General features: G+C 72.2%; 19 protein-coding genes and 1 pseudogene. 12 read left to right on the top strand and 8 right to left on the bottom strand.

What is annotated here, in order from left to right; genetic code table 11:
* The first annotated feature begins 12 nt into the window (after positions 1-12).
* From K6I34_RS01020 to K6I34_RS01030, 3 genes are read left to right on the top strand one after another with little or no spacing between them, the layout of a single operon-like run.
* Positions 13-1377, top strand: a complete 1365-nt coding sequence (locus tag K6I34_RS01020) for an aspartate aminotransferase family protein (protein WP_374230765.1) — start codon at positions 13-15, stop codon at positions 1375-1377.
* A complete protein-coding gene (locus K6I34_RS01025) occupies positions 1374-2114 on the top strand; it encodes a hypothetical protein (protein WP_229322068.1) in 741 nt (246 codons plus the stop codon). The genes K6I34_RS01020 and K6I34_RS01025 overlap by 4 nt, the downstream gene beginning before the upstream one ends.
* 41 nt (positions 2115-2155) lie before the next feature.
* Positions 2156-4987: a pyridoxal-dependent decarboxylase gene (locus tag K6I34_RS01030; protein ID WP_229322102.1), complete on the top strand. Its 2832-nt coding sequence runs from the start codon at positions 2156-2158 to the stop codon at positions 4985-4987.
* Here K6I34_RS01030 and K6I34_RS01035 read toward each other — a convergent pair.
* Together K6I34_RS01035 and K6I34_RS01040 are read right to left on the bottom strand one after the other, a co-directional pair.
* Positions 4956-5489 (bottom strand): hypothetical protein, encoded by a 534-nt coding sequence (locus tag K6I34_RS01035; RefSeq protein WP_229322069.1) that lies wholly within the window; start codon positions 5487-5489, stop codon positions 4956-4958. The genes K6I34_RS01030 and K6I34_RS01035 overlap by 32 nt on opposite strands.
* Before the next feature lie 208 nt (positions 5490-5697).
* Positions 5698-6371: pseudogene (locus K6I34_RS01040) on the bottom strand (glycosyltransferase).
* Between the two features lie 177 nt (positions 6372-6548).
* Between K6I34_RS01040 and K6I34_RS01045 the strand changes: the two are divergent.
* Positions 6549-6800: a hypothetical protein gene (locus tag K6I34_RS01045; protein WP_229322070.1), complete on the top strand. Its 252-nt coding sequence runs from the start codon at positions 6549-6551 to the stop codon at positions 6798-6800.
* Positions 6801-6984: 184 nt separating this feature from the next.
* Positions 6985-7332, top strand: coding sequence for a VOC family protein (locus K6I34_RS01050; protein ID WP_229322071.1), 348 nt, complete (start codon positions 6985-6987; stop codon positions 7330-7332).
* A 75-nt stretch (positions 7333-7407) separates the two neighbouring features.
* On the opposite strand, the gene K6I34_RS01055 is transcribed toward K6I34_RS01050, so the two are convergent.
* Positions 7408-8208 (bottom strand): GNAT family N-acetyltransferase, encoded by an 801-nt coding sequence (locus K6I34_RS01055; protein ID WP_229322103.1) that lies wholly within the window; start codon positions 8206-8208, stop codon positions 7408-7410.
* A gap of 245 nt (positions 8209-8453) precedes the next feature.
* On the opposite strand from K6I34_RS01055, the gene K6I34_RS01060 reads away from it, so the two are divergent.
* Complete coding sequence (locus K6I34_RS01060; RefSeq protein ID WP_229322072.1) at positions 8454-8768, top strand: phosphopantetheine-binding protein; 315 nt, start codon at positions 8454-8456, stop codon at positions 8766-8768.
* Complete coding sequence (locus K6I34_RS01065) at positions 8765-9994, top strand: beta-ketoacyl synthase (protein WP_229322073.1); 1230 nt, start codon at positions 8765-8767, stop codon at positions 9992-9994. The genes K6I34_RS01060 and K6I34_RS01065 overlap by 4 nt, the downstream gene beginning before the upstream one ends.
* 12 nt (positions 9995-10006) lie before the next feature.
* On the opposite strand, the gene K6I34_RS01070 is transcribed toward K6I34_RS01065, so the two are convergent.
* Genes K6I34_RS01070 through K6I34_RS01080 form a run of 3 tightly spaced genes read right to left on the bottom strand, consistent with a single transcriptional unit; the run spans position 10007 to position 12361 of the window.
* Positions 10007-10783 (bottom strand): SDR family oxidoreductase, encoded by a 777-nt coding sequence (locus K6I34_RS01070; RefSeq protein ID WP_229322074.1) that lies wholly within the window; start codon positions 10781-10783, stop codon positions 10007-10009.
* A gap of 32 nt (positions 10784-10815) precedes the next feature.
* Positions 10816-12096 carry a pyridoxal phosphate-dependent aminotransferase family protein gene (locus K6I34_RS01075; RefSeq protein ID WP_229322075.1) on the bottom strand — a complete coding sequence of 427 codons (1281 nt, stop codon included), beginning with the start codon at positions 12094-12096 and terminating at the stop codon, positions 10816-10818.
* A 49-nt stretch (positions 12097-12145) separates the two neighbouring features.
* Positions 12146-12361, bottom strand: a complete 216-nt coding sequence (locus tag K6I34_RS01080; RefSeq protein WP_229322076.1) for a hypothetical protein — start codon at positions 12359-12361, stop codon at positions 12146-12148.
* Between the two features lie 261 nt (positions 12362-12622).
* Between K6I34_RS01080 and K6I34_RS01085 the strand changes: the two genes are divergently transcribed.
* The 4 genes from K6I34_RS01085 to K6I34_RS01100 all read left to right on the top strand — a co-directional run bounded on the left by K6I34_RS01085 (position 12623) and on the right by K6I34_RS01100 (position 17258).
* Positions 12623-13972 carry a cytochrome P450 gene (locus K6I34_RS01085; protein WP_229322077.1) on the top strand — a complete coding sequence of 450 codons (1350 nt, stop codon included), beginning with the start codon at positions 12623-12625 and terminating at the stop codon, positions 13970-13972.
* Between the two features lie 152 nt (positions 13973-14124).
* Positions 14125-15510 carry a Dyp-type peroxidase gene (locus tag K6I34_RS01090; RefSeq protein ID WP_229322078.1) on the top strand — a complete coding sequence of 462 codons (1386 nt, stop codon included), beginning with the start codon at positions 14125-14127 and terminating at the stop codon, positions 15508-15510.
* Positions 15507-16655, top strand: coding sequence for a catalase family protein (locus tag K6I34_RS01095; RefSeq protein WP_229322079.1), 1149 nt, complete (start codon positions 15507-15509; stop codon positions 16653-16655). Before K6I34_RS01090 ends, K6I34_RS01095 begins: the two co-directional genes overlap by 4 nt.
* Before the next feature lie 45 nt (positions 16656-16700).
* Complete coding sequence (locus tag K6I34_RS01100) at positions 16701-17258, top strand: hypothetical protein (protein WP_229322080.1); 558 nt, start codon at positions 16701-16703, stop codon at positions 17256-17258.
* 50 nt (positions 17259-17308) lie between these two features.
* Here K6I34_RS01100 and K6I34_RS01105 read toward each other — a convergent pair whose 3' ends face one another.
* Positions 17309-18151: a DUF2127 domain-containing protein gene (locus K6I34_RS01105; protein ID WP_229322081.1), complete on the bottom strand. Its 843-nt coding sequence runs from the start codon at positions 18149-18151 to the stop codon at positions 17309-17311.
* A 233-nt stretch (positions 18152-18384) separates the two neighbouring features.
* Here K6I34_RS01105 and K6I34_RS01110 point away from each other — a divergent pair, with 233 nt between their 5' ends.
* Positions 18385-19329: an alpha/beta fold hydrolase gene (locus K6I34_RS01110; RefSeq protein WP_229322082.1), complete on the top strand. Its 945-nt coding sequence runs from the start codon at positions 18385-18387 to the stop codon at positions 19327-19329.
* On the opposite strand, the gene K6I34_RS01115 is transcribed toward K6I34_RS01110, so the two are convergent.
* Positions 19326-20540, bottom strand: coding sequence for an FAD-dependent monooxygenase (locus K6I34_RS01115; RefSeq protein ID WP_229322083.1), 1215 nt, complete (start codon positions 20538-20540; stop codon positions 19326-19328). The two genes, K6I34_RS01110 and K6I34_RS01115, sit on opposite strands and share 4 nt — an antisense overlap.
* Between the last annotated feature and the right edge of the window lie 112 nt (positions 20541-20652).

The following is a 20652-nucleotide window of genomic DNA, read 5'->3' on the forward strand; positions in this document are numbered from 1 at the left end:
AAGAGACAGGAGCTGAAGCGGTGGCGGACGCACGGGGTCGAGGCGTTCGAGGCGTGGGCCCGTGCGTACGAGGAGTACGCGGCCCACCCGGCCATGGAGGTCGGTGAGGAGTCCTGCGCCGAGGCCTTCGGTGAACTGACCGGACGGCTGCACGGCAGCTACCCCTTCTTCCATCCCTGCTACGCGGGACAGATGCTCAAACCGCCGCACCCGGTCGCCGTCGCGGGGTACCTCGCCGCGATGCTCGTCAATTCCAACAACCACGCCCTGGACGGCGGCCCCGCCACGTCCGCCATGGAGGAGGAGGCGGTCGGCCAGCTGGCGTCCATGGTGGGCCTGGAAAGATCTCTCGGGCATCTCACCAGCAGTGGCACCATGGCGAATCTGGAGGCCCTGTTCGTCGCCCGGGAGAGCCGTCCGGCGTGCGCCGTCGCGGTCAGCGCCGAGGGCCACTACACGCACGCGCGGATGTGTCATCTGCTGGGCGTGCGGGTGCGCACCGTGCCGGTCGACGGCCGGGGCCGGATGGACGTGGCCGCGCTGGAGCGGCTGCTGGCCTCGGGGGACGTGGGCACGGTCGTCGCCACCGCCGGGACCACGGCGCTGGGCGCGGTCGATCCCGTGCACCGCATCGTCCCGCTGGCGCGGCGGTACGGTGCCCGCGTCCATGTGGACGCCGCCTACGGCGGGTTCTTCGCGCTGCTCGCCGACGACCCGCTCACGGACGCGGCCACCGCCGAGGCACTGCGGGCCGTGGCACGGTGCGACTCGGTGGTGATCGATCCGCACAAGCACGGCCTCCAGCCCTACGGCTGCGGTGCGGTGCTCTTCGCCGATCCCGCGGTGGAGCGCTTCTACCGGCACGATTCCCCCTACACCTACTTCACCTCCGCCCGGCCGCATCTGGGGGAGATCAGTCTGGAGTGCTCGCGCTCGGGGGCGGCCGCGGCCGCGCTGTGGCTCACCCTGCGGCTGATGCCGCTCACGCGGCAGGGGCTGGGCGGTGTGCTCGCCGCGGGACGCCGGGCCGCCCTCCGGTGGGCCGGACTGATCGACGATTCGCCCCATCTGGAGCTCTATCAGCGGCCCGAGCTCGACATCGTGACGTACTACCCGCGTACGGAGCCCGCCGCGTTGTCCCGGATCGGCACCGCGTCGCAGGGGGTGATGCGGCGCGGGATGGAGGCCAAGGAGAGACCGGTGTTCCTCAGCGTCGCGCGCGTCGGCGCGGAGGCCTTCGCCCGCCGCCACGCGCACGTCGTGCGCGATCGCGAGGACACCCACATCCTGCGCAGCGTCCTGATGAAGCCGGAGAGCGAGTCGTACCTGGACCGTCTGCACCACCGCGTCACGGAACTCGCGAGGCCGGCGGAGTGACGGCCGACGAGAGCGACTACGACCGGTACTTCGGGATTCTCCGGGAGCCGGAGCGGACCCGCACCGCGCACCTGCGGACGTATCTCCTCGGCGACCTGCCCCATACCGGCCTCGACGAGGGACTGCGCACCACGCTCGTCACGGGGCTGCGGCTCGCCTCCCGCACCGTCGAGACGCAGCCCCTGGCGTTGTTCGACACCGCGCCGGTGAGCGGCCTGCCATGCGCGCTGCGCCGGTGGAAGCTCGGCCACCAGGCGCTCCACTTGCTGCTCACGGCCATGAACCTCGACCTGGACAGTTGTCTGTCCGCCGCGCAGGGCGCCGTCTGGCACCGGCTGGCCGACAGCATGGCGGAGGTGTGTCTGCTGTACGACGCCGCCACCGCTGCCATGGAGTACGCGGCGGACTTTCCCGTGACCGCCTACCGGGACGAGATCCGCCCGACCATGGAACCTCCGCACATGCCCGCGGGGTTCTCGGGGGTGTTCAACCGGGACCACCGTGCCATGGTGCGCCGCTCGCGCCACCTGGAGCGCGCGGTGCGGGAACTCCCCCGGGACGCCTCGGTTCCCGAGTCGGTCCGCCGGGGAGCGGCCGCGCTCCGCGCGGCCCGGCGCCGCAACCGGCGTCACCACGGCAGGATCTGCGAGCGGTGCGTCCCCGGTGGCGCCTCGCTCCTGCGCGCCCACCTCGCCCAGCACCCGGTCCGGGAGGGATCACCGTGCGACACCGGCTGAACGGCCGTCCGGGCCCGAGCGGTACCGGCCCAGCCGGGAGGATGCCCGGGGGCATCGATGATATTGAGGGTGTTGACGCCGACGCCGGCAGGAAACTGCTGGACGACCTGCTCGACGAAGCCGTGTGGCTGGACCACTGCCCGTTCGTCAGCGCGTCCTTCGGCCCGGCACCGGCCTGGCTCCGCCATGAACCGGTCTCCGCGTTCCAGCCGCTGCCCGTGCCGCCGCCCGCGAGCCTCCGGGGCACGCCGGGGCCGCGTCGTGTGTGCGTCTCGTTCGCGCCCGAGCACGGCCCCAACGCCCGTACGTGGGCCCGTACCCACGGCTACCGGCTGCTCGCGCCGGACCCCGTGGTGACCGCCTGGGCGGCGGACAAGATCAGTGTGCTGGAGCTGTTCGAGGAAGCGGGAGTGGCCGCCCCGCCGTACGTGGTCGTCCCCGCGACCGGGCGGGCACCGGCCACGGCGTACTGGAACGACGGCTGGCCCGGGGCAGTGGCCCAGCGCAGGGAGAACAACCTGATCGGACGGGGCACCGTCCCGGTCGACTGCGCCGCCGAACTGGACCGCTGCCTGGCCTCCTGGCCGGACGAGCCGGTCCGGCTGAGCCGTCGGGCTCCCGGGATCTCCCTGACCGTCACAGCGTGCGCCGGAGCGGACAGGACCGTGGTCTCGGCCGTCTCCCACCAGCTGGTGGGGCTGCCCGAGCTCGCCGCCTCCTGGGGTACGCACTGCGGCAACCAGCTCGTGCACCCCGGTGATCTGCCGGACGGACTGTACGGGCAGGCCCGCGAGGCGGCGCGGCGTGTGGGCGAGGTGCTGCGCGGCCGCGGCTTCCGGGGCGTCTTCGGCCTCGACCTCGTCGAGGAGGGCGGCCGGCTCCTCGCCATCGAGGTCAACCCCCGCTTCCAGACAGTGGTCTCCCTCGTCCAGACCGCCGAGCGCGCGGCGGGGCTGCTGCCCTCTCTGGGGCTGCACATCCTCTCCTTCCTCCTGCCCGCGCTGCCGCCGTCCGTGTCCGGCGCGCTGCCGCCGGGACCGCGCCGCCCGAGCCAGCTCACCGTGCACGCCGCCGTGGACAGCACGGTGCACGGTCTCGCCCCCACCGGGCGCTACCGGCTCGACGGCGGGACGGTGTCGGGCCCGCTGCCCGCGCCCTGGGATCTCGCCGGGCTCCACGAAGGCGAGGCGCTGTGCTGGGCCGTCGCCCGTCCGGGCCCGGTCACCGCGGGCCAGGAGCTGGCCCTGCTCCAGTTCGGGCACGCGGTGGGCCCCCTCGAACCCCGGCCCCGCCTCCGTCCGGAGGCGCTGGACTGGCTGGACTGGACCGCCTCCTTCCACGACCGGCCCCGGACCGGGGAGAACGGCACGGCGAGCGGCACGGCGGCGGCCGGCACAGGGGACACAACGCCCCTGCTCCGGCTGCCCGAGGGAGCGATGCGCACGGCGGGCCGGCACGCACTCGAGCTCGTCATCGAGCGGTTCGCCACCTCCCGGGCACGCCCGCCCCTGCGCGTCCCGTCCCCCGACGACCTGCGGGCCGTCCTGGACGAACCCCTGCCCGAGGACGGCACCGACGACCTGCGCCCGGTACTCGACCGCGTCGCCCGCGACGCCCTCGGCGAGGCGACCCGCCTCGACCACCCCCGGAGCTTCGCCTTCACCCCCTCCACCGGCAACTTCCCCGCCGTGCTCGCCGACGCCCTCGCCTCCGCCTACCTCTCGGTGCCAGGGGCGTGGCTGGTCGGCGCGGGGCCCACCCGGCTCGAACTCACCACTCTCGGCTGGCTCACCGCACTCCTCGGCCTCCCCGCGGAGACCGGCGGCCTGTTCGTCAGCGGCGGCTCCGTCGCCAATCTCACCGCCCTGGCCGTCGCACGCGACCATCACCTCGGCGACGACTGTTCCCGCGCCCGTCTCTACTGCTCCACCCAGGCCCATCCCTCCGTCGCGCGTGCCGCCCACCTCCTGGGCCTGACCCGTGGCAGCCTCTCCGCCGTACCGGCCGACCACGCGCTCCGTCTCGACCCGGCGGAGGTCGCCCGGCGCATCACCGCCGACCGCGGCGCCGGTCTGCGCCCCTTCGCCGTCGTCGCCACCCTCGGCACCACCGGGACCGGCGCCGTCGATCCCCTCGGCGACCTCGCCGACCTCTGCGAACGGGAAGGGCTCTGGCTCCATGTCGACGGTGCCCATGGCGCGGCGGCAGCCGCCACCGCGCGCGGTCGTGGGCTGCGCGCACCGCTGGGCCGCGCCGACTCCCTCACCGTCGACCCCCACAAGTGGCTCTTCCAGCCCTACGAGATCGGGTGCGTCCTGCTGCGCCGCCCGGAACTGCTGCGCACCACCTTCGACCTGGCGCGCCATGCCCTGGACACCGGCTACCTCGCCCCCACCGGCCCCCGGGGAGCCGAGGTCAACCTCTCCGACCACGGCCCCCAGCAGAGCCGCGGCCTGCGAGCCCTGAAACTGTGGCTGTCGCTCAAGACCTTCGGCGCACGAGCGTTCCGGCAGGCGATCGAGCACGGCATGGACCTGGCCGAGCACGCGGCGGCCCTGATCACGGACCGGCCCGAGCTGAGGCTGGTCACGCCGCCCAGCCTCGCCGTCCTCACCTTCCGCTACCAGCCGGCCGACGCACCGCCCGGCTGGGACGCCGACGCCGCACAGGAGTACATCAGCCGGGCGGTGTGCACGGAAAGCGAGGCGCTGCTTCTCACCACCCGGGTGCACGGCGCCACGGTGCTGCGGATGTGCACCATCAACCCCACCAGCACTCGGGGCGATGTCGCGTACGTCCTCGGGCAGGTGGCCCGTCACGGCCGCCGGTCGCTGAGCGCGGTCAGCGGATCAGCAGCGCCGAGGGACCGGTGATCAGCGCCACTCCCCGGTCCGTGGCACACGACGGGACGTCGAGCGTGAGCTGGAGGCCGGGCGAGGCGACGGTCCGCCCCTGGAGGGCGCCCGACACCACGGTGCCGACCACCAGCACGACGGCCTGTCCGGCCACTTGCCGGACGTTGCCCATGGGGTAGACCACCACGCTCTTCTCGCCGTTGCTCCAGGTGATCTTCTCCACCGTGGTGGCGTCGGAGGCGAAGCACCCGTTCACACCGCCACCGCTGATCTCGGACGTCGCGGAGGTGAATCCGGGCTCGGCGAGGGCACAGGTGTAGGCGCCCGTCCCGGTGATCCGGGTCTTTCTCGCCCGCAGGCCCAGTCCCGGGGAGAACTCGACAGTGTTGGTCCCCACGCAGCTGACGGCCGCTGTCGGTCCGTGCGCCTCCGCCGGCGCCGCGAACGGCCCCGCCGCCACCATCCCCACGGCCATGGCCGCGCTCCCCCACATCTTTGCCCGCATCCCCACCTGGCGCATGACACACCCTCCCTGCTCGCACCAGCCGCTCCTGGAACCGGAATTGTCCCGATCGCAGAGGCACCTGCGGGCCCGGCCGCGGTGAATTCCACCGGGGAGCGGAAGCTCGTGCCACGCGAGGGGCGCACGCGGCGGTCCCGGCGACCGACCCGCCTCCGCGGCCGCCTGAGCGAGCCGGTCAGCGCCCCCGGCTGACCGCCTGGATGCTTCACCCGGCCCGGGGCGGCCTTCCCCGGTCGGCCGCGTCGAGCAGCAGTTTCGCGGCCACCGTCGCCCCGTCGGTGCGGATCGCGCCGGCCATGGCCCTCGCCCGGTCCCGGGGGTCGGGGCCGTGATGAGCGCGGCCGACAGGGAGTCGAGGGCCGGGGCCGGACCGTCGTGTGCCGCGCCGATGCCCAGCTCGGACACTCGGGCGAAGAGTGCCTGGTGGTTGACCTCGCCGACGACGAAGCAGTCGTTCCGGTCGTCGGTCAGAGCCAGACCGGCCCAGCCGCGGGCGAACGGATGGAAGCACGCGAACACGTAGGGGATGCCCAGTTTCCCGGCCACGTCCCGTGCACCGGCCGGCAACAGGCCGGTCGCCAGGAGCGCGCCACATCCCCCGGCCGCCGCGGTGAGCGTGCCGAACCGTGCGGCGACCAGCTCGGGCGCGAGCCGGAACGCGTCCCTGGCCGTCGGCGGCCTCTCACCGGTCACCACCGAGCGCACCGCCGGGCCGAGCGGAACCAGTTCCACACCGGCACGGGCCAGCAGCGCCGCGAACTCCTCGTCCGGCGGCGCGCACACCCGTACGTCCGCGCCGAGCTCCCGCAACCGCACCACGAGCGCCGCCAGCGGTTCGACGTCCCCGCGTGACCCCCACGTCGTCAACAGCACACGCATGTCGCGAATCCCCCACTCCTAACGCTTCTGCTATCGGCCGCCATGCTGCGGCACAATCGGCGTCTTGCCGCAAGCCCCCCGGTGCGCTACAGGCTGAAAAGGACAGGGAAAGCGACCGGCTGAGCGGGGTGCCCCCTTGCCGAAGGGGCGAACGACCAGCAGGGATACGGTGCTGTCATGCTTCTATCGCCTGACGACGAGCTCCGGGACCGTGATGAGCTGGTGGCCTTCCTTCGTTCCCTGCACCATGACTTCCAACAGCGGGGTCACAAGTGGGAGAACCCGACGCTCGACCGTTTCCTGGAAGCCCTGGCCTCGTGGGCAGAAGCCTCGGACGGCTGGTACCGGAGCTTCGGCAAGGAGCTGCCGCCCGAAGGAAACTGGACATTCTTCGCGCGGGCTCTCGCTGCGGCAACCGTCTACGAGTAACCAGCTGCACGGTGGTTCGACCGCATGGAGCAGCTGGGCCGTCAAGGGCTCGCGCTCGCTGCCCTGGGCGACTCCGTCCCGTCCATCGGCTCCGCCTGTCGCGGAAGTGCGTGCAACGGCGGACCCGACGTAGTACTCCTGGGAGAACATGAGACCCGCGGTGTGTTCCTACCAGGAGTAGTCGATGGCTGTTCACCGTGTCGTGCCCAACATCCAGTCGGAGTCCGCGCAGGAGAGCCGGGAGTTCTACGGCCTGCTGGGCTTCGAGGAGGTCATGAACCACGGCTGGATCATGACGCTCGCCTCCCCGTCCAGCCCGGCGGCGCAGATCAGCGTCATGACCAGCGACAGGACCGCGCCTGTCAACCCCGACATGAGCATCGAGGTGGACGACGTGGACGCGGCGTACGCGGTCATGCGGGAGAGCGGTGCGGAGATCGTTCACCCGTTGCAGGACGAGGAGTGGGGCGTACGGCGGTTCTTCGTCCGCGACCCCGGCGGACGGGTGGTCAACGTACTGGGCCACCGCTGACGCCTCTCCCGTCACCGCTCGCACCGGCTGTGGCCCACCCCGCCGGAGAGGGGGTGGCCGGGCTCGCGTCGTCGGTCAGCCTGCCAGGGTGTAGAAGCGAATCGGTGAGTTCGGCCGGAACCCGATGCGCGGATACACGGGCGCCCCGGCGACCGTCGCGTGCAGCGTGGCGCGGGTCAGCCCGGTGGCCCGGGCGCCCTCGTACAGCGCCTTGCGCGTGACTGCCTCGCCGTAGCCCCTGCGCTGCCACTCCGGGTCCGTGGCGACGAGCACGACGAAGAGACGGCCCTCCGCTTCGACCGTGGCCGCGCACGCCACCGGAACTCCGTCCCGCATGCCCAGGTAGGCGTACACCTCGTTCTTCCAGAGCGTGGATCCGACGAGTCCGTCGCGGCCCACCTCCAGGGGGAGCCCGTAGCCGCGCGAGTTGAGGTCCGCGTAGGCGCGCAACTGCTCATCGGTGGTCACGCGCGCGAACGTGAGGTCGGGATGGACCGGTTCGGGGATGGGGAGCAGATCCCCGGCCATGCCCGTCCCGGGGAAGGCGTACTGAAGTCCTGCCCGCTCGGCCGCCACCTCCAGCGCGGAGCGGGCCTCGTCGTCGAGGAGGTCCTCGAAGAGCCACAGGAAGCCCATGTGATTCTTCGAGCGCATGATGTCCGCGGCCTGGCCCAGGCGTTGTCCCATGAGCTCTGCTTCCGCGTCCACATCGGTCAGGGTGAGGCAGTTCCAGAACACGAAGGGGCAGTCGGCCCAGCGGACGGCGATGCCCGGAAGGTCACGCACATCCGCATCCGCGTCGCGGTCGACCACCATGGCACGCCAGACCGTAGCGAGTTGCGCCACCGATTCGATGGACTCCGTCAGTTCAGCCACCATGACCTCGCGCATCGTCGAACCTGCAGAAACCTTTGACCGGACGGTACGCGACGTCGGCGTACCGGGTCAGCAGGAAACCTGTTCACAGCACTCATCGTTGAAACCGGCTCTCCCGCAGAGCCGCCCTGCCACGCTTCGGGCAGCACTCCGCTCCGCCTGCGCGCCTCTGCGCTCTTCCCGCGCCGTGGCCGGTGGAGGATGGTCGAGGAAGGTATTCGCCGGAACCGAGCGAGGACGCCCCTGTGATCTCTTTCCCCGTACTGGCCCATCTGCTGTCGGAACACTTCGGTATCGAGAAGTCGGAGCTGCGTCCAGAGGCCACGTTCGAGGAACTGGAGATGGATTCCCTCGCCCTGGTCGAGCTCGCAGTGATCGTCGAGGACAAGCTCGGTGTACGGCTGCCCGACAATATCGACGGACTGGGGCTGTCGGCCACGCTGGCCGAGGCCGTGGAGTTCCTGGAGCGGGCCGCGCGTCCCGTCGCCCCGCCGGAGCCCGCCCCGGCCGTCGGCGAGCGCGGTCCGGTGGGTGAGACCGGCTCGCGGAGCGGGAGTTGAGCCGCCCGAGGGGCGTCGCCGTCACCGGAATCGGCCTGACCACCCCGGCCGGGGTGGGAACGGAGACGGGATGGCGGGCCCTGTGCGCGGGCGTGTCGACGGCGACAGCCGATCCCCGGCTCGCCGGGATGCCCGTGACGTTCTCCTGCCGGGTCCCGGACGGGGCCCTGGAGGCCGCAGTCGGGCGTCGGCTGGGCTGGCGCCTCGACCGGTTCATCCAGCTGGCACTGGTCACGTCGCGGGAGGCCGTGCGCGACGCGGGGCTCGACCCGGCGGCGTGGGAAGGGGAAAGGGTCGGAGTCGTCATCGGTGTCGGCAGCGGCAGTCACGACACCTGCGTGGAGACCTACACGCACCTCGCGCAGGAGCGCTACCGGGCGGTCTCCCCCACCACGATTCCGCGGTCGTCGCCGAACATGGCGGCCGGTGAAGTCGGCATCGACCTAAAGGCGTTCGGTCCCAACTTCTGCGTGAGCACCGCCTGTGCGTCCGGCGCGACCGCGCTCGGGACGGCCAAGGCACTCGTGGAGTCCGGGGTCTGCGACATCGTGATCGCCGGGGGAAGCGAATCGGCACCGAGCTCGCCGATGGCCGTGGCGGCGTTCTGGCGTATGGGCGCCCTGTCCGTCCGCAACGACGATCCCGCGGCGGCCTCGCGTCCTTTCGACGCCGATCGCGACGGGTTCGTACTGGGCGAGGGCGCGGGGATCCTGGTCCTGGAGCGGCTGGAGCACGCGCGGGCGCGCGGCGCGCGCGTCCACGCCCTGCTGACCGGCTACGGCGCCTCGGCCGACGCCCACCACCCCACGATGCCGCACCCGGACGGCGAGGGTGCCACGAGGGCGGCAAGCGCCGCGCTGGCGGACGCGTGCCTGACGCCCCGGGACATCGGGCACGTCAACGCGCATGGGACGGGCACGCGGCTCAACGACCTGACCGAGGCTCGTATGCTGCGCCGGGTGTTCGGCACTCCGCCTGCCGTGACCGCGACCAAGGGCGCCCTGGGACACGCCATCGGCGGGGCCGGAGCCATCGAGGCCGTGTGCTGTGTCCTGGCGGTGCGGCGGCAGGTGATCCACCCCACCGTCAACCTGGACCGGCTGGACCCGGAGATCGACCTGGACGTGGTCCGCGGGGAGCCGCGGCCGTGCCGTCTCGAGGCCGCGGCCAGCTTCTCCTTCGGGTTCGGCGGCCAGAACGCCTGCCTGGTGTTCACCCGGCCGTGACGGCCCGCCGGTTCACCGGGGCGCCGCCTCCCAGGCGAAGGGCCGGGTGAGGGTACGGGGCAGGTGGCGCAGCCCCCAGGCCGCCGTTTTGTACCGGAGGCTCGGAACGCTGAGGACGGCGCCGCGCCGGAGGTGCCGCAGGGCCGTGCGGGCCACGCGGTCGGCGTCCAGCCACAGCCACTGCGGCGGCGAGGCGGTGCTGATGCCCGCGCGCTGGTGGAACTCGGTGCGGGTGTACCCGGGGAGCAGCGCCATCAGCCGCACCCCCGACTCCCGGACCTGGCGTGAACGTGCCAGCGATTCGGTGAAGTTGATCACCCATGCCTTGCTGGCGGGGTAGGTGGAGGCGAGCCAGGCGGGGCCCAGTCCGGCCACGCTCGCCACGTTGACGACGGCTCCGGAGCGGCGCGGGATCATCGCACCGAGGGCGGCGTGCGTCAGGCGCAGCGTCGCCCGTACGTTGACATCGAGGAGGTGCTCCTCGTCCGCGACGGTGTTCGCGGGGAAGGACGAGGCGTAGCCCATGCCGGCGTTGTTGACCAGCAGGTCGACCGGTGCCTCCGGATCGGTGAGGCATGCCGTGACCGCGTCGCAGCCCGTGTCCGAGGCGAGGTCGGCGGGAAGGACGGCCACCTGCCCGGCGCCCTCGGCGCGCAGCTGCCGGGCGGTCTCCTCCAGGGCCGTCCGGGTCCGGGCGACGAGGACGAGGTCGGCTCCCTCGTGTGCCAGGGCCCGGGCGAGCGCTTTGCCGAGGCCGGCGGTCGCGCCGGTGACGAGGGCGGTGGCCACGGTTCCTCCAGGGCGGTGCGGGCATGGACGGCTCAGGGCAGCAGGCGGCGGATTCCCGCGAGCCGGGTCTCGGCGGACTCCTCGGTGCGGGGAAGCCGGAGGTGGCTCGCGTGCGAGGCGGCGGGGCCGGTTTCCGGTACGGCGACGGCGGCCAGCGGCTCGCGGATGTCCGCGAACGCCGTCGCGATCGCGTCGAGTTGTTCCGCGGTGTGCGAGGCGCAGAAGGTCGCGCGCAAGCAGGCGGGCGCCGCCGGAGGCAGCACCGCGTTCACGTGGACGCCGCGGTTCAGCAGCAGCCTCCAGGCGACGGCCGTACGCAGTTCGTCACCCATGTCGACGGGCACGAGGGGCGTCTCGCCGGGCGGCACCCGGTATCCGAGTGCGGACAGCGCGTGCCGCATGCGACGGGCGTTGTCGAGGGCGGCCCGGCAGCGCCGGGGCTCGTCGCACAGGATGCGCAGGGCCTGCAGGGCGGCGGCGGTGTCGGCAGGGCTCGCCCCGGCCGAGAAGACCAGGGGACGGGCGTAGTGGCGCAGGTACTCGATGACGGTCTCGTCGCCGAGGACGGCGCCACCGATGGAGGCGAATGCCTTGGAGAAGGTCAGGATGATGACCGGTACGTCGTCGGTGAGACCGTACCGGGCACAGGTGCCGCGGCCCTCGGCGAGCACCCCGGCGCCGTGGGCGTCGTCGACGACCAGGGTGGCGCGGTGCTCACGGCAGACGCGGACCAGGTCGGGCAGGGGGCACAGGTCGCCGCGCATGCTGTAGACGCCGTCGACGACCACCATGCGGCCGCCGTTGCCGGGCAGGGCCTCCAGCTCGGTGGCGAGCCGGTCCGTGTCGTTGTGGGGGAACCAGTGGACCTTGGCGCGGCTGAGGCGTGCGGCGTCGACGAGGGAGGCGTGCGCCTCCTGGTCGACGAACACGTGGTCGCCGACCCGGCACAGGCCGGCGACGGCACCGAGACCGGCCTGATAGCCGGTGGCGAAGACCAGGGCGGCGGGCTTGCCGAAGAACCGCGCGAGTTCGGCCTCCAGTCGCTCGTGCAGATCGAGGTTGCCGTTGAGCAGCCGGGAGCCCGAGGGGCCCGTCCCGTACCGGCGGGACGCTTCGGCGGCGGCCTCGGTCACGCGCGGGTCGGCGGCGAGCCCGAGGTAGTCCCCGGACCCGCAGACGACGACCTCCCGGCCGCCCACCGTGCGGACGGCGCCCGGGCCCCGGCCGGAGAAGGCGGAGTAGAAGGGGTACAGGCCGAGGTCCCTGGCCTGCCGGGAGCGGGTGAAGGACGCGCACCTGCCGACGATGTCCATGACGCGCCTCCTGGCGTTCTCTGCGGGCTTCGGCGGCAGCGGAGCGGGCTCAGCGGGGCCGGGGGGAGCGGCGCTCGGCCTTCCACGCCCGGACCTGAGCGGCGTGCATGCCCTTGCCCAGGGGCCCCTTGGGGACGGGCCCGCCGCGGAGGGCCAGATACCAGATGTACGGGTTGAGCCAGTGGATCCATTTGTTGGGGTTGACGGCGAAGGCGATGACGGATGCCAGGTGGTCGAGGAGGGAGTCGCGGAGGGTCAGTGCCAACGTGCGTCCTCGCTTCCGGGCCTGGTTTCGAGCATGGCGGTCGCTGCTCCGGAGCACCTTTCACGGTTCCATCCGGCACCGGGTCGTACCAGGGCGCTCGGGGGCGGGCGACGGGAGCGGACACCCGTGGGCGAACGCCCCCGAAGCGCTTGCGCGACGCCGCCGGCCCGACCCGTCCTCGCTCGCGTGGTTTCCGGCGGACAAGGCGGGGACATACGCCTGTACAGATGTGTTCCCGCTGGATTCCAGGAGGACAGGCCGGTGAAGAGGAGTCGCTGCCGCCTGCCTCCGGGCCCCGCGGCACCGGCTCTCGTCCAGTCGGTGCGCTTCCTGCGCGCCCCCTACGCCATGCTCGCCGGGCAGCACGCCCGTTTCGGTGACGTCTTCACCTTGCGTCTGGCCGGCACGGGAGCCCTCGTCATGGTGAGCGACCCTCAAGGGATCCGGAGCATCGTCGCCGCTCCCCCGGACGTGCTGGCCGCCGGGCGGGCCCGGCGGATACTCGACGTGGTCTACGGGACCCACTCGCTGCTGACCCGGGACGGCCGCGAGCAGGCGTGGCAACGGCGTTTTCTCACGCCGCTGTTCCACCGTTCTCACATCGCCCGGGGGCAGCGGCTGGCGCTGGAGGCGACGCGCGAGGCCATGGCGACCTGGCCGGGCGACCGGCCCTTTCCTCTCGTGCCCCGCCTGATGTCGGTCACCACCGATGTGCTCCTGCAGAAGTTCCTCGAGGCCGGCCGGGACGACTCGCCGCGCATCAAGGAACTCCTGCTCGCGTTCGTCGAAGCCGCGCACCAGCCGCTGGTGTTCCACCTGCCGCGGTTCCCGCCCACGTCGGCCGTGGGGCCCTGGCGGCGGTACGGCCACGCCCGCGACCGGCTGGACAGGTGCCTGCGGGAGCTCTGCGCCACACGCCGCGTGCTCCCCTGCGCGACGGACGACGACCTCGTGACCGCTCTGCTCCGGGCGGACAGGCCCGACGGGGCACCGCTGGACGACGAGACCCTGCGCGACATCCTGGTGGTGGTGCTCGGCAGCGGTGCGGAGACCGTGACCTACAGCCTGGCCTGGACCATGGAGGCCATCCTGGCCCACCAGGAGACGGCCGATCGCATCCGGGCCGAGCTGCGCCGGGTGACCGGAGGCTCCCCGCTCACCGTGGACCACCTGTCCCGGCTCACCTATCTGACGGCGGCCGTCACCGAAGCCCTGCGCCTCTACCCGATCAACCCGATCGTGCCCCGTCGTGTCCTCGGACCCGGCTTCACCGTCGCCGGTTTTCCCCTGCCCGCCGGTGTGCATGTCGCTGTCAACGGCTTCGGCGCCCAGCGCCGGGCAGCCGCCTTTCCCGACCCTTGCCGCTTCCGTCCCGAACGGTGGCTGGACAAGAGGCCGGCCCCTTGCACCTGGGTCCCCTTCGGCGGCGGCGCGCGCAAGTGCATCGCCGCTCATTTCGCCCTGGCCGAAATCCAGGCCATGGCGGCGAGCCTCCTGCTCGAGGAGAGCCTGCGCCCGGCCACTCCCGTGGTCAGCCCCGGACGGCTCGTCGGCGACATGATCGTCCCCTCGGAGGGCACGGTCGTGACCATGACGCCCCACACACCCTGACCGGCCTCCCCGCGACGCGGAGTCCGGTATCGCGACACGGTGAGCGGATTCCCGCCGGTGCTGGCACCCGGAGTGCACCCTATGCACATATTTACAGCAATACAGAGGAGGCCTGCGATGGACGTGACCACCCAGCAGTTCGCCCCGCAAGGGTGAGCGAGCCCACCGCGACGGCGGTACCGGCCCTGGAGCTGGACGACATCCAGGGCACCGTGCTGCGTCGTCGCCCGGACGACTACCACGGTGTCTACCTGCTGTACCGGATCGACGACCCGGCCGCGGCGAAGCGGTCGCTGCGCGAGGTCCTGCCGAAGATCACCAGCGCGGCGGACTGGGAACGGCCCCGCCCGTTCACCCTCAACATCGCCTTCACCTATCAGGGGCTGGCCCGGCTGGGAGTGCCGCAGGACTCGCTCGCCTCCTTCTCCGAGGAGTTCCGGGCGGGCATGGCCGCCCGGAAGGAGGTGCTCGGCGACCTCGGCGCCAACGACCCCGGCAACTGGGTCCCCCCGCTGGGCGGCCCCGACGTGCACATCGGCGTGATGATCATCGCGGAGACCGTCGAGGGGCTGCGCGAACCGGTGGAGGCGGCCGGGCGGCTGGCCGGGGTGAGTCCCGTCTACCGGCTCGACGTCGGCGTCCCGGTCACCGGGCACGAGCACTTCGGGTTCCGGGACGGCATCTCCAGCCCGTACCTGCTCGGCAGCGCCGACCGGCCGCTGCCCGGCCAGGACCCCGTCCGGCCCGGCGAGTTCCTCTTCGGCTACCCGGACGAGTCCGGGGCGCCGCCGAAGGGACCGGCCCCGGACGTGCTCGGCCGCAACGGCTGCTACCTGGCCTTCCGGCAGCTGCACGCCGACGTCGCCGGGTTCCGCAGGTACCTGCGCGACAACGCCCGCTCGCCCGAGGACGAGGAACTGCTCGCGGCCAAGATCGTCGGTCGCTGGCGCAGCGGCGCACCGCTCGCGCTGGCGCCGGAACACGACGATCCGGAGCTGGGCGCCGACCCGGCGCGCAACAACGACTTCCTCTACCACGACGACCCACGGGGCCTGCGCGTCCCGCGCGGCGCGCACATCCGGCGCGCCAATCCGAGGGACAGCCTCACGGACTCCGTGGTCGTGACCGGCATCCACCGTGTGCTGCGCCGCGGCGCCGCCTATGGCCCCCTGCTGCCCGACGGGGTCCTCGAGGACGACGGCGCGGAGCGCGGGATCATCTTCGTCTTCATGGGTGCCAGCCTGTCCCGGCAGTTCGAGTTCGTGCAGCAGGTGTGGCTCAACGACGGCGACTTCGCCGGCCTCGGCGCGGAGCGGGACCCGCTGGTGGGCAACAACGACGGCACCGGCGTGCACACCGTCCCGGCCCTGCCCGTCCGCCGCCGGCTCACCGGGCTGCCCCGGTTCGTGACCGTACGCGGCGGCGAGTACTGCTTCCTGCCCGGCCTCACCGCGATCGAGTGGCTCACCGCACTGCCCGACCCGGACGGGGGCCCGCCCGCCACGCCACGCCCGACGAGACCGGAGAACGACACGTGACACCCCCCGAGACGGACTTCGCCCCTGTGCGGTACTCACCCGGTGTCGCCCCTCCGGAACCGGACTTCGACCGCCACCTGCGGCAGGTCATCGACGTCATCGAGAACTTCGAAAAGGGCTCCGTGGAGGGCGAGGGCGAGAACCGCGCCGTCCGCTTCGCCCACGCGAAGGCGTACGGGCTGGTGCGCGGCACGTTCGAGATCCTCGACGGCGTCCCGCCCGAGTACGCCCAGGGCGTCTACGCAAAGCCCGGGACGCACGACGCGCTGGTCCGCTACTCCAACGGGCTGTCCCACCTGGGTGCCGACCGGATGCTCGGCAACGTCGTGGGCATGGCCACCAAGGTGTTCGGGGTGGACTCCACCACCACGCTGCCGGACGAGGCCGCGAGCCGCACCATGGACTTCAACATGATCAACGGGCCCGTCTTCTTCTGCAACACCGCGGCCCACTACACCTTCCTGGCGAAGCTCTTCATCGACCTGCCGAAGTACCGGCTCGACGGCCGCCGGGGCAACCATCGGATGTACTACGACTGGGTGACCGGGTACGGCACGCTGCCACCGGAGGAGTGGGCCTGGGACGAGCTCGGCGCGATGCTGCGGCTGGGCGCGCGGGCCCGCTGGCAGAATCTGCTGCTCAGCTCCTTCTTCTCCATGGGCGCGGTGCGCCACGGCGACTACATCGCCAAGCTGCGCATCCGCCCCACGGACGCGTCGGCGGCCGGTGTGCGGGCCCGTGACCTCGACCCGACGGGCCGGGACGAGGTCTTCCGGCCCGCCCTGGCCGACGAGCTCGCCCGGTCGGAGCACGAGTTCGACTTCCAGGTGCAGCTGTGCGCGTCCCTGGAGACCATGCCCGTCGACGACCTCACCGTCGAATGGGAGGAGCACGAGTCCCCGTTCGTGACGGTGGCCAGGCTTCGTTTCCCCCGCCAGGACATCGGCGGCGAGGACAACCTCGCCGCCGCCGACGCGCTCTCGTTCACGCCGTGGCGCTGCCCGCCGGAGCACGTACCCATCGGCGCGATCCAGACCGTCCGCAAAGAGGTGTACCGGCACTCGTCCGTCCTGCGCCACGAGCTGAACGGCCAGCACCGCGCCGAGCCGGCCTCGGCGGCCGACGTGCTTCCCGACCGGTCCTGACGTCTCCTGTCGAACCCTGCCGAACCCTATTGAAAGGGAAACCAGATGTACGACTTCGACCCGTCGACCTATCGGCCGATCTCCCCGGACGTACCGGTCGAGGAGATCGCCAAGCACTTCCAGAGCCCCCGCCCGCAGACCGACGGTGTCGGTCTGCGGGCGGTGAACCGGTCCGAGTTCACCCTGATCGCACCGGTCATCCAGCCGACCGGGCCTGCCATTTTCCTGGAGCGCGCCGAGAAGGCGTGCATCGAGGCGCCCTACTGGGAGAGCCGCCTCGGGACGGTCCACGACCTGCGTGTCGCGCTCGTCGACGATGGCCGGCAGATCCTGTTCTGTGCGACCTACAGCGACGAGTTCAAGCCCTACGTCGTGGACGTCATCCGCTTCGCCACCCCCTGGATCGACTACATGTTCACCGACGTCGCCGTCGGCTACCCGGGCCTGGCCTCCGACGACGCGATCCCCTACATCGCGAAGTACCAGGTGCAGGCCAACGTCTGGTACGGCGGCCCGAACCCGGAGGCCAGCCCCCGGGACATCGCCAAGAGCCTGACGGTGGCCGCCGCGTTCGAGAACCTGCTGGACGCCGCCCAGGGCTGACCACCCGCGTCACCGGGCCCGCCCCCGGGCTCCGGGCGGGCCCCGGGTGGTCACGTGCCGGGGTAGACCCGTTCCAGGGCCTGCCAGCCGCTGTCGCGCTCGCGTTCGGCCGCCTCGGCCCGGCCGCCGCCGCGCAGCCCGAACAGCCGCTTGGCGAGCAGGAGGTAGACCACCACCGCGAGGTTGATCGCAAGGGTGCACACCTTCAACGGGCTGACGCGCTCGGTGAGCTCGTAGATCTCGGGGATCAGCAGCACGCTCGTCGCGACGAAGGTGAGGTACTCGGCCCAGCGCGCCGCGCGCCACAGCCCGACCGCCTCCACGCCCTCCAGCAGGGCGTACGCGGCGATCACCACCCCGATCACCCACAGCGTGCGGTCGTGGGCGGCGAACGCCTTCTGCAGATCGCCGAGCAGGCCGTGACCGCGGAGGCCGCTGGGGCCGCCGACACCGTTCTGGAGGTCGTCCACGATCCGGTAGAAGGGTCCGCGCAGCCGCTCGCGTTCGTGGGCGAAGAGGAGGACGGCGACGGCCAGCACGCCGAGCACCACGAAGTGCAGCAGCCGGTCGAGGGCGATCAGGCGCAGCACATAGCGGTCCCTCAGCGGTCGCCCGCGCAGCGGGAGTTCGATCTCCGCACGGTGCTCGGGGACCTCGCGCCCGGGCAGGTCGGGCGGCGGCAGCGGCAGCCAGGCGTCGCAGCGCAGGCAGCGGTGCCAGCGGTGTCCGTCGGGCGTCTCGCGCACCACGAGCGCGTCGTCGGGCCGGACGCGCGCGGCGTCGGTGCCGACGAGGCGGTGGCCGTGCAGCGCGCACTCCAGCAGTTCGTAGCCGATCCGGCGCCGCCGCGGCCGTACGCCCGGCGCGGGCACCAGGCCCGGGGTGTCCGCCACCGATGCCCTCCTTGATTCCGTCCGTGCTGGATTATGGCGATCCATACCACAGGGGCGCACCGTCTTTGACGGCATCGCTGCGGAAAGCGGGGGTTCCCGTGGATTCCCCTTGGCTTGCCTTTGATCTTTCCGGGGCATCCGGGGTCACCGAGCCCGAGGAGGAAGTTAGGCTAACCTAACTTCCGAAGGGTCGATGATCAGCGGCGATCGCACGACGGAGAGGCGAGCAGCGCATGTCCTCAACCAGCAGCACCGAAGGGCACGTTCAGGGACGTACGGAATGGGTGCCGACGCGCGACGGGCGCAGGCTGCACGCCATGGTGCTGCCGGGGCCGGGTGACGACACCGGCACCGGCACCGGATCGGACATACCGACCGTCGTCTTCGAAGCGGGCGCCGCGGCCACCCGGTCCTCCTGGGCACTGGTGCAGCCCGCCGTGGGCGCCTGGGCGCGGGCCGTCGTCTACGACCGCGCGGGGCTCGGACTCAGCCCCGCCGACCCGGCCTCCCGCACGATGCGCCGCATGGCGGACGACCTGCAGGATCTGCTCGACCACTTCGGGCCCGGTCCGTACGTCCTCGTCGGGCACAGCGCGGGCGGCCCGCTGGTACGCCTCGCCGCGGCCGGACGCCCGGACCGGATCCGCGGCCTGGTGCTGGTGGACCCGACCGACGAGGGCGCGGACCTCCTGTTCAGCCCCCTGTTCCGCCGGGCGGAGCGCGCGGTCCTCGCGGTCAGCCTCCTGCTGGCCCGGCTGCGGCTGCTCGGCGTCGTCTACGGGTCGCTGGCCAAGCCGCTGCCGGAGGACGCGCGCCGCGACGTCCTGCGGGACGGGCTGACCGTCGGAGTGGTCAGGACCCAGCGCGCCCAGGCCCGTACCTACCTCGACGAGCTCTCCGCGTTCCGCGGCACCCCGCCCGAACTGGGCGACGTCCCCGTCACGATCATCTCCGGCGCGCTCAAGGGCGGCGGCATGAACGAGGCCACCCGCCGGACCGTCAACGCCGCCCATGCCCGTTCCGCGGCCGGGGCCGCGCACGGCAAGCACGTGATCGCCCCCCGGTCCGGCCACTACGTGCCCGTCACCGACCCGGATCTCATAGCCGAGGAGATCCGGCTGCTCGCCTTCGAGTCCCCGGGCGGGAACGGCCGCCCGGGCGGCCCGCCCACGTCCTAGCCATCGAGCCGGAAGGCGCCGAGCTTCCGGAAGAACTCCGCGTACGCGCTGTCCTCGTGCCTGGCGGGCAGCTCGCTCACGTCTGTCGTGGCGGCACGCTGTTCCCGCATACGGGCCCGGGAGACCAGGGCGACTTCCTGGCAGGCGGCCACGAAATCGCGCAACCGCCGCTCGTACGCGGCGAACGCGGTGCTGTGATCACCGGCCGCGTCCCGGAGCTCGCCCGCCAGGATGTACGCGGCGGCCATGGCCATGGTGGTGCCCATACCGGAGGAGGGCGAGGCACAGTACCCCGCGTCACCGAGGAGCACGACCCGGCCGCGGGACCAGGTGTCCATGTGGATCTGCGCCACCGAGTCGAGGTGGAAGTCGGGGGCGTCCCACATCTCGTTCAGCAGCCGCGGCAGTTCCCAGCCGGCATCCCGGTACGCGTGGGCCACCAGGCGCTTCTGCTCCATGGTGTCGCGGGGGAGGAACCGCGCGGGCGGCTGGTCCGACTCGATGCCGACGAAGACACGGGCCTCGGTGTTGTCCCGGACGCTCATCATCATCGCGCCCCAGACGTCGTCGCCCGGCATGTGGTGGATCACTTCCCAGTGGTCCAAGCCGAGGTGGTTGGGCACCGACCACACGCCCAGGTAGCTGCCCAGGTGCCGCAGGTGGTGCTCCTCGGGGCCGAAGACGAGCCGCCGTGTGGTGGAGTGGACGCCGTCGGCCCCGACGACCAGGTCGAAGGCGCGTTCCGTGCCACTGTCGAACACCACCCGTACCTCGTTGTCGTCCTGCTCGAGTGTGGCGATGGAGTCGTCGAAGAGGTACTCGATCCCGCTGCCGCCCGCGGTGAACAGAATCCGGGCCAGGTCGTCGCGGAGAATCTCGACGTCGGGGCTGTCGATCATTCCTCCGCTGGCGGTGTGCTCGGTGGTCCTGTACAGCTCCTTGCCGTCGCCGTCGACGAACGACATCCCGCGCAGGGCGGTGCTCTGACGGCGCAGCTCGTCCAGCACGCCCATGCGCTCGGCCACCTCCAGCGCCGGGCCCCGGACGTCGATCGCCTGCCCGCCCGGCCGCAGGCCGGCGGCCCGCTCCACCACCGTGACCTTGAATCCGTACCGGTCCAGCCAGTAGGCGAGGGTGGGGCCGCCGATGCTGGCACCGGAGATCAGGACGCTGATGTCCTTCGGGCTCTTCGCTTGCGTGAATGCGGACACTGCGGGCTCCTCAACGGTCTGAACGGTCTGTAGGACTTCCGTACGTCCAAGACTGTCCGACCGCACCGACAGAGCACTGACAAAGCACCAGCAGAACGCCGACAGCGCCCGG

It is taken from the genome of Streptomyces sp. UNOC14_S4 (assembly GCF_020740835.1).
Taxonomy (GTDB): Bacteria; Actinomycetota; Actinomycetes; order Streptomycetales; family Streptomycetaceae; genus Streptomyces.

Excerpts from the sequence above, each read along its gene's own strand:
- K6I34_RS01050 (WP_229322071.1), top strand. The coding sequence starts at position 6,985 with ATGGCTGTTCACCGTGTCGTGCCCAACATCCAGTCGGAGTCCGCGCAG.
- K6I34_RS01110 (WP_229322082.1), top strand. The coding sequence starts at position 18,385 with ATGTCCTCAACCAGCAGCACCGAAGGGCACGTTCAGGGACGTACGGAA.
- K6I34_RS01100 (WP_229322080.1), top strand. The coding sequence starts at position 16,701 with ATGTACGACTTCGACCCGTCGACCTATCGGCCGATCTCCCCGGACGTA.
- K6I34_RS01045 (WP_229322070.1), top strand. The coding sequence starts at position 6,549 with ATGCTTCTATCGCCTGACGACGAGCTCCGGGACCGTGATGAGCTGGTG.
- K6I34_RS01035 (WP_229322069.1), bottom strand. The coding sequence starts at position 5,489 with ATGCGCCAGGTGGGGATGCGGGCAAAGATGTGGGGGAGCGCGGCCATG.
- K6I34_RS01030 (WP_229322102.1), top strand. The coding sequence starts at position 2,156 with ATGCCCGGGGGCATCGATGATATTGAGGGTGTTGACGCCGACGCCGGC.
- K6I34_RS01075 (WP_229322075.1), bottom strand. The coding sequence starts at position 12,096 with ATGGACATCGTCGGCAGGTGCGCGTCCTTCACCCGCTCCCGGCAGGCC.